This is a genomic window from Radiobacillus sp. PE A8.2, from assembly GCF_045635475.1.
GTDB lineage: Bacteria > Bacillota > Bacilli > Bacillales > Amphibacillaceae > JBJGXI01.
In genome coordinates this window covers 1-10,147 of sequence record NZ_JBJGXI010000084.1, presented here as the reverse complement: position 1 = coordinate 10,147, position 10,147 = coordinate 1, and the positions used below count along the sequence as shown (strand labels likewise).

Genomic DNA, 10,147 nt, shown 5'->3' with positions numbered 1-10,147 from the left:
AAGGAAGCGGAACAGGCTCATGCTATTGAATAACAAGAACAATAAGACCTTGGACAACACCAATCATTCCTCCTAGTAATGCCCCTAGGTATGTAATCAGTTTAAATTCTTTTGCTGAAATACTTAGCACAAGCTGTTCGATTCGTTCAATCGGGAATGTTTCTACTTCCTTTTCAACAATTTCTTCTAGCTGTAATCTTTGAAGTAATGTGTCCATTCGATCAGCTAGCGATGCGCTTATCGTTGTAATAACGGGTGGAATAGCAACATTAACAATATAATTAGTAACTGGTGCCGTCACTTCTCTCATCGTACTATTTAACCATTTTCCAATTGGCAGTTGTTCCGTAACACCAGCTAAATTTTTAAGTATCGCTCCTCGTCCACCTAATTTACGTTCAACATGTTCCAACGGTTGGTTTAACCAATCTTGCCATTCATTGGATATAATTTGGTTCATCCATTGGCGTACTTCACTTGAATAAGCATATTGGACAATCATTGGCTGGATTTTATCGATCATACTATCTTTATCCATAAATGAAGCAATCATATTGCCAAAAAAGCCTCTCCCTTCCAAAAACGATTCCATTATATCCTCAAGTTTTCGTCTACATGCTTCACTTTCTAAATATCCACCTAATTTTTGTTGTGCGTATGAAGATAAAGGATCTATTTTTTGTTCCACCTTATGAATTAATTGTTCATCTAGTAATTCTTTTAAAGGTAGTTGACGACGGCTTTCCATATATTTTTCGTAGACTGCTTCTGTCCAATCCTCCATTTTCCCGCGGATGATTGACTCATTTATCGGTACACCCATTTTTTCTAATTGTTGCTGAATTGTGATATCTTTTTCAAGAAGTCCTCTAGCTTCCTCTTTGGCCCACCCTTTTAATTGATTTTGAAATGTAGCATGCTGTAATTTTCGCTTCAATCCCTCAGGTGTTAATAAATGCTCTACAACCATTTTCCCAAGTTGTTTTGCTAGCTCCTGTCTGCGTTTTGGAATTAATCCTGGTGTAAATGGGACCTTCCTACCAAAAATATATTTGGCACTATATGGGCGGAACAGCATTTTTATTGCTAACGAATTCGTGATACCCCCAATAGCAGCACCAATTACAGCCATCATTATAACAAGTACAAATTGCGGCACTTTCATCATCCTTTATATTCATATTCCTTTATTTATAACCTAGGCATGACGATCTTACTTCGCTCATATATATGTAGTAATAAACCTATGTTCAAAAAGGAGGGACAAAAATTACTACGTATACATTTGAAATTAAGTATTATCAAGGTAAGAAAAATCGTATCATTGTCCCCTATCGATTTTATCAAGATTTTAAGCAAGTCAATCGCATACAATACGGTCCATATCAATCAACTGTTGAATGTCTCGGTCATCAAAAAGATCAAAGCACATTATACATTGCTTCTTATTTAAAGTCTAAGTTAAATATGCCTAAAAACAAAACAATAACTATTGATAATAATGATCAGCAGATTATCATCCTCTTAACCCTAGGGATATTTACTGCGGGTTTCACAGAAGGTACGTCCATATTAGGATCACGTACAGAAGTTTTTGAGCTACTAAGTAAAGCCGGTGAGAAGCTAGGTTTTCAAACAGTTATTTTTGGTCATCAACATCTTGCTCTTGATGATAGAAGAATTACAGCATATTACTATAAAAATGAAAAATGGCACAAAGGTGTGTTTATGTACCCGGCTATTATTTATGATCGTATACCCAATCGCAAAATTGAGCATCATCCAGAAGTTATTCAAGCAAAGAAACGACTACAAGATGAAGGAATATTCTTTAATCAGGGCTTCTTTAATAAATGGGAAATCTATGAACTGCTCATGCGCAGTGTAGCTTGCTCCTATCTAATTCCAACAACTGTCATTCATCCATCTGAGTCCAAGATTATAGCAATGACTGACAAATTCCCAATATATATTAAACCGATACACGGAAGCCGCGGAGAGGGAATCGTCCGTTGTGTTAAATTGCCCTCTGGTGAATTAGAATGTCATTATTATTTGCAAAATAAACCACAAGTAAATCGTTACACAAAAATCTCTGCATTTTTCAAACAACATTTTCCAAACGGCTTTAAAGGGTATGTTGCACAAAAAGAAGTGGATTTAATTAAAAAAGGGAAAAGTGCAATTGATTTTCGCGTGCATTGTAATAAAAACCATCGAAATAGCTGGGAAGTAACATTAACCTGTGCCAAATTTGCTGGGAAGGGTAGTTTAACGACACATGTAAAACGAGGCGGCAGTGTACACTTGCTTGAAGAGTTATTTTCTAACGAAAGAGCTAATTTAATTCGACATCGATTAACTACAACAGCTGAAAAAGTGAGTATCGAATTAGAAAAAGCAATTGATCAACCACTTGGAGAGATCGGTTTTGATTTTGGTATTGATAACGAGGAAAATGTATGGCTATTTGAAGCGAATGCAAAGCCAGGTTATGGGATATTTAATCATCCCACCATCAAACATGAAGCAGACAATATTTTAACTTATCCATTTAAATATGCTTTTTATCTCTATAATTCAAGTAAAAATAATGATTTGATCTAATTGAATAAGGAACTCTTATAACGTTAGTATTAACTCTACACGTTAAAATGAATGACCTCCCTTCTTTCGTGAAAACTAACGATAGAAAGGAGGTTTTTTTATGGAGAAAAAGAAGAAATTCATTGAAAATGATTACGACAAATCACGAGAAAAATATGAAGTTGATGTGGACCGGATGATTAACGAAGGCATGGCAGGCGGTACAACCTACTCTGTTCATGACCGTATGCAAATAGAGCAAGCTCGGGAGCTACCAAAAGAAAACGAGCCCTTTCCTGAAGAAAGCTAACTCATTCTTAAAGAAGTTGTTCAAAAAGGGACCAAACGAACTCTAGCGTTGGTTCGTCTATCCGGTTATGGAAAAGCTTATCCTTGAAAAAGAAAAACACTTTTTCTGCGTGCGAGGACTATGCTTTCGAAGCACCAAGATTTCACTGCGGTCGCGGGGATGTTCAAAGCCTCGACCTTCTTGCTGCTACTTCGTCACCTTTTTGAACACGCACTTAAAGAAGCGTACTTTGCTGTACGCTTCTTTGTTTATCATAATTAAAGCAACTAAAACGCAGCTTTGTTATACTAAAGAAAAGATTAGAATGAAAGAGGCTAACTGTTATGCTTAATCAATTAAAAATAATATTCCCATCTCTTATAGAAGCATATTCTGATGCACCATTGGACACTGACCAATACAATTGGTACACAACCGAAGACAATACAATTATTGGTATCGCCAATATTGAAATAACCGAGAAAGATCGACTGCTTTTAGAAACATTTTTAACTCCTTATCATGCAAATCAAGCACCTGGAACAGAAAAAGAAAAACTCTGGATGCAAATACTCTTTGATAACCAATCAACAACTACTATGGAAAATTTACCTTATCGTTTTATATTTTTTGCCGTTTCTGATACTGAAGTAGATCCATCTGCTTTTCGAGAAGCCATTCAAGGATTATTTCCAAGTAAAGTTTCAATTTTGTGGGAAAATAATCACGAAGGTGTGATCATAGAAGAAATCACTTCTGCAGAGGATGACCCAATTTCCTTTGATCAAATTATTGATGTATTGATGAGTGATTTTTATATGAAAGTCCACTTATTTATTTCTCCTACGTACAAGCATTTAGACAATGCTTCAAGAGACTACCAATGGGGAAAACAATGTTTCCACCTTGTACTTACCTATTCCCAAGTACCAGTTATCCGATATGTTGACGCACTACCATATTTGTTATTAGATCCAATCAGTAAAGTAGCAGCCAAAACAACCGTTGATTCAATCCTTTCAGATACTGTTGATGATGAGGAATTGTTGAAAACAATCGAAGTATTTCTAACTTGCAATTCTAATGCTACGCTTGCTGCCAAACAGCTTTATATGCACCGCAATAGCCTACAATATCGTGTTGATAAATTCATCGAAAAAACTGGCATCGATGTGAAACAATTTAACGGTGCGCTAACGGTATATCTAACGCTATTGTTACGAAAAATGAAATAACTAAGTTTAATTCCTTTTTCAACCATTATGTAAACGTGCACAAAGTATGTTGTCCTTTTTTGTGCACAACTGCCATTTACCTTGTACAAGAAATTGGGTACACTAAGTACATAAGAAAAGCGCTTTCAAAATTTAGGAGGGAAATAACATGGCAGAGTTACAATTACAAAGTATTTTCAAAGTATATGAAAAAAATGCTGAACCAGCAGTTAAAGATTTTAATTTAGAAATTCTAGACAAAGAGTTCGTCGTATTCGTTGGTCCATCTGGTTGTGGTAAATCTACAACACTACGAATGATTGCAGGCTTAGAGGAAATTTCTGATGGTGATTTACTAATCGATAACGTTCGTATGAATGATGTAGCTCCAAAAGATCGTGATATCGCGATGGTATTCCAAAACTATGCACTTTATCCACACATGAACGTATATGATAACATGGCTTTTGGTTTAAAACTTCGTAAATTTAAAAAAGATGAAATTGAAAGAAGAGTACAAAATGCTGCTAAAATTTTAGGATTAGAAGCATATTTAGATCGTAAGCCTAAAGCATTATCAGGTGGTCAACGTCAGCGTGTGGCTCTTGGACGTGCGATTGTACGTGATGCGAAAGTTTTCCTTATGGATGAACCTTTATCAAACTTAGATGCTAAGTTACGTGTACAAATGCGTGCTGAAATTCAAAAATTACACCAACGTTTACAAACAACTACAATTTACGTTACACATGACCAAACGGAAGCGATGACGATGGCGACTCGCCTAGTTGTTATGAAAGACGGTGTTATCCAACAAGTAGGTGCTCCAAAAGAAGTATACGACAAACCAAATAACATCTTTGTTGGTGGCTTTATCGGTTCTCCTTCTATGAACTTCTTCACAGGCGTTTTAGAAGATGGAAAAGTTAAATTTCAAGAAACTTCGATGGCTGTTCCAGAAGGTAAAATGAAAATGCTTCGTGAACAAGGCTATGTAGGTAAAGAAATTGTTCTAGGCATGCGTCCTGAAGATATGCATGATGAGCCATTATTTATTGATGCTAATCCTGGTAGCAAACTTTCCGCTCATATTGATGTTGCCGAGTTAATGGGTGCTGAGTCTTATCTATATTCTTCTTTAGACGGACAAGAATTTATTGCCCGTGTAGACTCTAGAACTGATATTAAAGGCGGTCAAACGATTGATTTAGCATTTGATATGAACAAAGCACACTTCTTTGATACAGATACAGAATTAGTAATTAGATAATAGAAAAGCGTAGAGTGCCGTATAGAAACGTAGCGACTGGAGCGAATCGACTGAGATAAAGGAATCACGATGAGCTTGCGAATCGATGATGACTTATCGTAAGGCGATTCGTGAAGTCGCCTAGTTTCTGGCACTCGGAGCTAGACATATGAAAAGCGTAGAGTGCCGTATAGAAACGTAGCGACTGGAGCGAATCGACGAAGATTTCAAAAAAGACAGGAGAAAATATCTCCTGTCTTTTTACATGCCACTACTTTTCATTTTCTTCGACTATAACTTGTTGATCAAACCCACAATTATTACACACGAAAAGATGTGAGCATGTGTGGTTTGTCGCTGATTCCTCTGCACCATCAATCAACTTTGCTATTGCATCGTCCAGATAAGGGCTATAGTCATCAAAATAATCTGCAACCTTCCCCTGATCCGCCATCACTGCACGACATTCTTTACATTGTTGATTTGAAACTGTCAATCCGTTACAAAGTGGACATTCATACATAGGCTTCCTCCCATACAAAAGGCACGTTCTACCTATTAGAATACTCTTTAATTATAAAAATAATCCACCCAATTTGTGTGTGTAAATTTGCAGCAAATGCTTGAGAATTGCATAAAACAATTGTTTGCTATTGATGTATGAATAAAAAACTAATAATGGTAAATTATAACGACTAAAGGAGACACCTATATAGGTGTCTCCAATCCATTCAATATTTATTATTTTTGTCCGCCGAATTGTTGCTCAGCAGTTTGAACTAGACGCTTAGTTATTTCACCACCAACAGAACCGTTAGCGCGAGAAGTAGTATCAGCTCCAAGGTTTACACCAAACTCTTGAGCAATCTCATACTTCATTTGGTCTAGTGCTTGTTCTACACCAGGTACAAGTAATTGATTAGAATTGTTTGTTGCCATGATTATCACCTCCTGTACACTCTAGTTTGAGTAGTTACCACATAATTATGAGGGATTTTCTCTGGTAATTTTAGCAATTCTTCCTTTAGTATTGCTTAGTTGTAAATCACTGTTTGCTTTAGTCTCTAAGGAGGCATCTGATTAGATGCCTCCAAAAGCCAATTTTTATTTAATTATTAGTCTTATTATTTTTGTCCGCCAAATTGCTGTTCAGCAGTTTGAACTAGACGCTTGGTGATTTCACCACCAACAGAACCGTTTGCGCGAGAAGTAGTGTCAGCTCCAAGGTTTACACCAAACTCTTGGGCAATTTCATACTTCATTTGATCTAGCGCTTGCTCTACTCCAGGTACTAACAATTGGTTTGAGTTGTTGCTAGCCATGTTTATCACCTCCTGTAATAACTATTGTGAACAGGAGAGTGATATTTTATTATTAATTTGTACTGGTAAAATATGAAATCCTTTATGAAACCCCGTCTTACTTGGGATAAGTCATTTCTCTTGGTTTTATATATTCATCAAACTGTGCTTCTGTAAGCAGTCCAGAGCTCACAGCAGCTTCTTTTAGAGTAGTATTCTCAGCAAATGCTTGTTTAGCTATTTTAGCAGCATTCTCATAACCAATATGAGGATTTAATGCTGTAACAAGCATAAGCGAATCATTTAAATTCTTTTCTATATTTTCATAATTAGGCTCTAGTCCTTTTACACATCGCTCATCAAATGAAAGCATGCTATCGGCCAATAGCTGACATGACTGAAGGAAATTATAAGCAATAACTGGTTTAAATACGTTCAATTCGAAGTTTCCTTGGCTTGCTGCGAATCCAATTGTTGCATCATTTCCCATCACTTGCGCAGCTACCATCGTAACTGCCTCACTTTGTGTAGGATTCACTTTTCCTGGCATAATCGAGCTTCCTGGTTCATTTGCAGGAATATTAATTTCTCCAATGCCACAGCGTGGTCCACTTGCTAACCAACGTACATCGTTGGCAATTTTCATAACGTCTGCCGCTAATGCTTTTAATGCTCCGTGCGTATACACCAACTCATCATGACTTGTCAGTGCATGAAATTTATTTTGGGCAGAAATAAACGTCTTGTTTGTGAATTTGCTTATTTGACTACATACAAGTTCTGAAAATTGCGGATGTGCGTTCAAGCCTGTCCCAACTGCAGTGCCACCAATCGCAAGTTCTTTAATGTGAATAATACTTGAAGTGATCATTGTCTCTGTTTTTTCTAACATCCGGTGCCATCCACTTATTTCCTGCCCTAAAGTTAAAGGTGTAGCATCCTGTAAGTGTGTTCTACCAATTTTCACAATGTCATTAAACGCTTCCATTTTCTCTTTTAACGTAGCTTTAAGCGTCTGCAACGATGGAATAACAGCATCCTCTAATTGTAGTACAGCGGCAACGTGCATTGCTGTTGGATATGTATCGTTTGAGCTTTGCGATTTATTTACATCATCATTCGGATGAAGTGTAAGTTCACTGTTTTTTTCTTTTAACCACTTGTTACCTACAAAAGCAATAACCTCGTTTACATTCATATTGGATTGCGTTCCACTTCCTGTTTGCCACACGACTAGTGGAAAATGTTCTTGCATCTCACCTGATATAATTTGGTCCGCTGCATAAGCTATAGCATCAGCTTTTTCCTTTTCCAATAAACCTAGTTCACTATTTACAATTGCTGTACTTTTTTTCAAGATAGCAAAGCCATGAATAACCTCCGTTGGCATTTTTTCAGTACCAATCGGAAAATTTTGCTTACTACGTTCTGTTTGTGCACCCCAGTATTTATTTACTTCAACTTGAATTTCACCTAAAGTATCTTTTTCAATACGATAATCCATTTCATTTTGCCTCCCTAAATTAAATTTCCTCATTATTGTATCAAATTTTAACAAAAATTGGACTTAAAACATTCTATACAAGTTAAATAAAATGACTATGCTTTATGTTATAATAGTACTATAAACCTTGAGGGGAGGAATATTCAAAAGGCTTGATTGGATATTTCCTTGCTCATTAATAGAAATTACAAAGTGGTTTAGGAGCCTTTACAATCGTGCTCCTATTTTTTATTTGTAAATTTATACGAAGAGGATTAGCTGTCTTAAGCTAATCCTCTTCTAATTTCTTGTTAACTTACATTCGGTGTAAAACCAAAGAATTCTTCTAATGTTACGCCTTGTTCATAAATCTCTGTTGCCATTTCGGTTCCAACATAGCGACAATGCCATGGTTCATAAGCATATCCAGTAATATCTGACTTTCCTTCTAAATAACGGATAATAAATCCATATTCATGCGCATGCTCAGCAAGCCATGTACCTTCTTCGGTTTCTTTAAATGATTGAACAAGAGAAAAACCTACATCTGCAGTAGTCACGTCCATCGCAAGGCCACTCTGGTGCTCACTAGTTCCTGGCTTTGCAGAAAATTGATTGGCGTGCGCTTCTCCCTTAGTCTTGACATTATTCTCATAAATCTGTTTTTGAGTGGCATAGGATCTATATCCAGATGCTGCTACTAAATTCAAACCTGCTTGCTCATTACTAGCATAAAATAACTGTTCGAGTGCAGTGGCCGCTTCTTGTCTCATCTGTTTCTTTGGTAAGTATTCATCAAAGTAGAAAGGCACATTAGGTACGACAAGATCTTCTGGAACATAACCATCTGGAAGCTTTCTCTGTTTATTTAATAATACTTCAATACTTGTAGGATTATTTACGGTTACAAGTCCATCCTCCGACGGCTCTTGCTCAGGCAGGCTAGGCTTTTGTTCTGGTAACTTCAGCACCTGTTTAACCTCTAGTTGATGAGTAATCTTACTATTATCGATACTTGATAATATAGGTTGCTCACCACAACCACTTATCACCAATATCATGAGCATTAAGTGGACAAAATAGACCTTTTTTATTTGCATCATATACATTTCTCACTCCGAATATTGGTATGTTTATAAAATTTACTTCACTAAAAATATAACATAGTTACTTAGAAAAATGGTGATAAATTAATAATTATCAGCATCCAAAAAAATCCTTGCCAAATGACTTGACAAGGATTATAAAAATAAAATTATACTTTGTCTACCACAAATACTTTACTCCCACGTATACGGTTGATACTGTTTACTTAAAATCATGAAACCTTCTTTATCCATTTTATCAATGGATTCGTTAATCTTCGTTTCTAGGTGTGTCTTATTCCAGCTAAAACATAAATCATCCAAAATCAGCTTCGCCGCAAGTTTAATCTCGAAGGGAATTTCCCTTTTTGCGACTATTTTTGATCCTTTTCGGTTTCCAAAAACACTTAACTTGTAAACCACTTTATGCTTTTTCATGGAACACGCCCCCTTGTTCCTTTTTTTCATTATCCTTGATTTCAAGGAATAATGCAACAATTTTCTGAATATTTATATGAAGTTTTCCCTTAATTTTTGGATATTAAACATGGACATGTATAATTGGTAAAATCTCCAGTCTAACTTTCATTAATAATTCTGGAGTGGACGTGAATTCGAGTATATGGATGGGGTTATTGTCACCGCTAATTATGCCTCTTTTGTCACAGATAAGAGTCCACTACGTCACATTCTAGATTATAATACGAACCCCGTATAGCGACGTATGGACTGAACCGGAGGACCAGAGTAGGCTTCGATGCTTTACCTCGCACGAAGAAAATTGTTCTATATTTTCGAGGAGATAAAGGAAACACGATGAGCGTATGCGAATCGATATTGACTTATCATTCGAAGGCGGGTGTTGTCTCACTACAGCTTTAGCGCTGGAGCTGGATGTGGCTAAATAACTTAGTAAGATATCCACAGTTGTTTAATTTTA

The 10,147-nt window shown here is 36.4% G+C and carries 11 protein-coding genes; 4 read left to right on the top strand and 7 right to left on the bottom strand.

Features of this window, described 5'->3' with window-relative positions; translation table 11 throughout:
* Positions 1 to 22: 22 nt before the first annotated feature.
* Positions 23 to 1,132, bottom strand: a complete 1,110-nt coding sequence (locus tag ACI6MV_RS24450) for a DUF445 domain-containing protein (RefSeq protein ID WP_407272934.1) — start codon at positions 1,130 to 1,132, stop codon at positions 23 to 25.
* A gap of 335 nt (positions 1,133 to 1,467) precedes the next feature.
* Between ACI6MV_RS24450 and ACI6MV_RS24445 the strand changes: the two genes are divergently transcribed.
* The 4 genes from ACI6MV_RS24445 (at position 1,468) to ACI6MV_RS24430 (ending at position 5,359) form a co-directional block, all read left to right on the top strand.
* Positions 1,468 to 2,607 carry a YheC/YheD family endospore coat-associated protein gene (locus ACI6MV_RS24445; protein ID WP_407272933.1) on the top strand — a complete coding sequence of 380 codons (1,140 nt, stop codon included), beginning with the start codon at positions 1,468 to 1,470 and terminating at the stop codon, positions 2,605 to 2,607.
* A gap of 100 nt (positions 2,608 to 2,707) precedes the next feature.
* Entirely contained in the window at positions 2,708 to 2,896 is a 189-nt protein-coding gene (locus ACI6MV_RS24440; protein ID WP_407272932.1) for a hypothetical protein, read from the top strand.
* A 323-nt stretch (positions 2,897 to 3,219) separates the two neighbouring features.
* Positions 3,220 to 4,110 carry a PucR family transcriptional regulator gene (locus tag ACI6MV_RS24435; RefSeq protein ID WP_407272931.1) on the top strand — a complete coding sequence of 297 codons (891 nt, stop codon included), beginning with the start codon at positions 3,220 to 3,222 and terminating at the stop codon, positions 4,108 to 4,110.
* Positions 4,111 to 4,258: 148 nt separating this feature from the next.
* Positions 4,259 to 5,359 (top strand): ABC transporter ATP-binding protein, encoded by a 1,101-nt coding sequence (locus ACI6MV_RS24430; RefSeq protein WP_407272930.1) that lies wholly within the window; start codon positions 4,259 to 4,261, stop codon positions 5,357 to 5,359.
* A gap of 250 nt (positions 5,360 to 5,609) precedes the next feature.
* Here ACI6MV_RS24430 and ACI6MV_RS24425 read toward each other — a convergent pair whose 3' ends face one another.
* From ACI6MV_RS24425 to ACI6MV_RS24400, 6 genes are all read right to left on the bottom strand, one after another.
* Positions 5,610 to 5,861: a hypothetical protein gene (locus ACI6MV_RS24425; protein WP_407272929.1), complete on the bottom strand. Its 252-nt coding sequence runs from the start codon at positions 5,859 to 5,861 to the stop codon at positions 5,610 to 5,612.
* A gap of 218 nt (positions 5,862 to 6,079) precedes the next feature.
* On the bottom strand, positions 6,080 to 6,277 hold the full coding sequence (locus tag ACI6MV_RS24420) for an alpha/beta-type small acid-soluble spore protein (protein WP_407272928.1): 198 nt from the start codon (positions 6,275 to 6,277) through the stop codon (positions 6,080 to 6,082).
* Between the two features lie 185 nt (positions 6,278 to 6,462).
* Entirely contained in the window at positions 6,463 to 6,660 is a 198-nt protein-coding gene (locus tag ACI6MV_RS24415) for an alpha/beta-type small acid-soluble spore protein (protein WP_407272927.1), read from the bottom strand.
* A 97-nt stretch (positions 6,661 to 6,757) separates the two neighbouring features.
* Positions 6,758 to 8,143, bottom strand: coding sequence for a class II fumarate hydratase (gene fumC / locus ACI6MV_RS24410; protein ID WP_407272926.1), 1,386 nt, complete (start codon positions 8,141 to 8,143; stop codon positions 6,758 to 6,760).
* 290 nt (positions 8,144 to 8,433) lie between these two features.
* Positions 8,434 to 9,183 carry a M15 family metallopeptidase gene (locus ACI6MV_RS24405; RefSeq protein WP_407272925.1) on the bottom strand — a complete coding sequence of 250 codons (750 nt, stop codon included), beginning with the start codon at positions 9,181 to 9,183 and terminating at the stop codon, positions 8,434 to 8,436.
* 219 nt (positions 9,184 to 9,402) lie between these two features.
* Entirely contained in the window at positions 9,403 to 9,645 is a 243-nt protein-coding gene (locus ACI6MV_RS24400; protein ID WP_407272924.1) for an IDEAL domain-containing protein, read from the bottom strand.
* Positions 9,646 to 10,147: the final 502 nt, after the last annotated feature.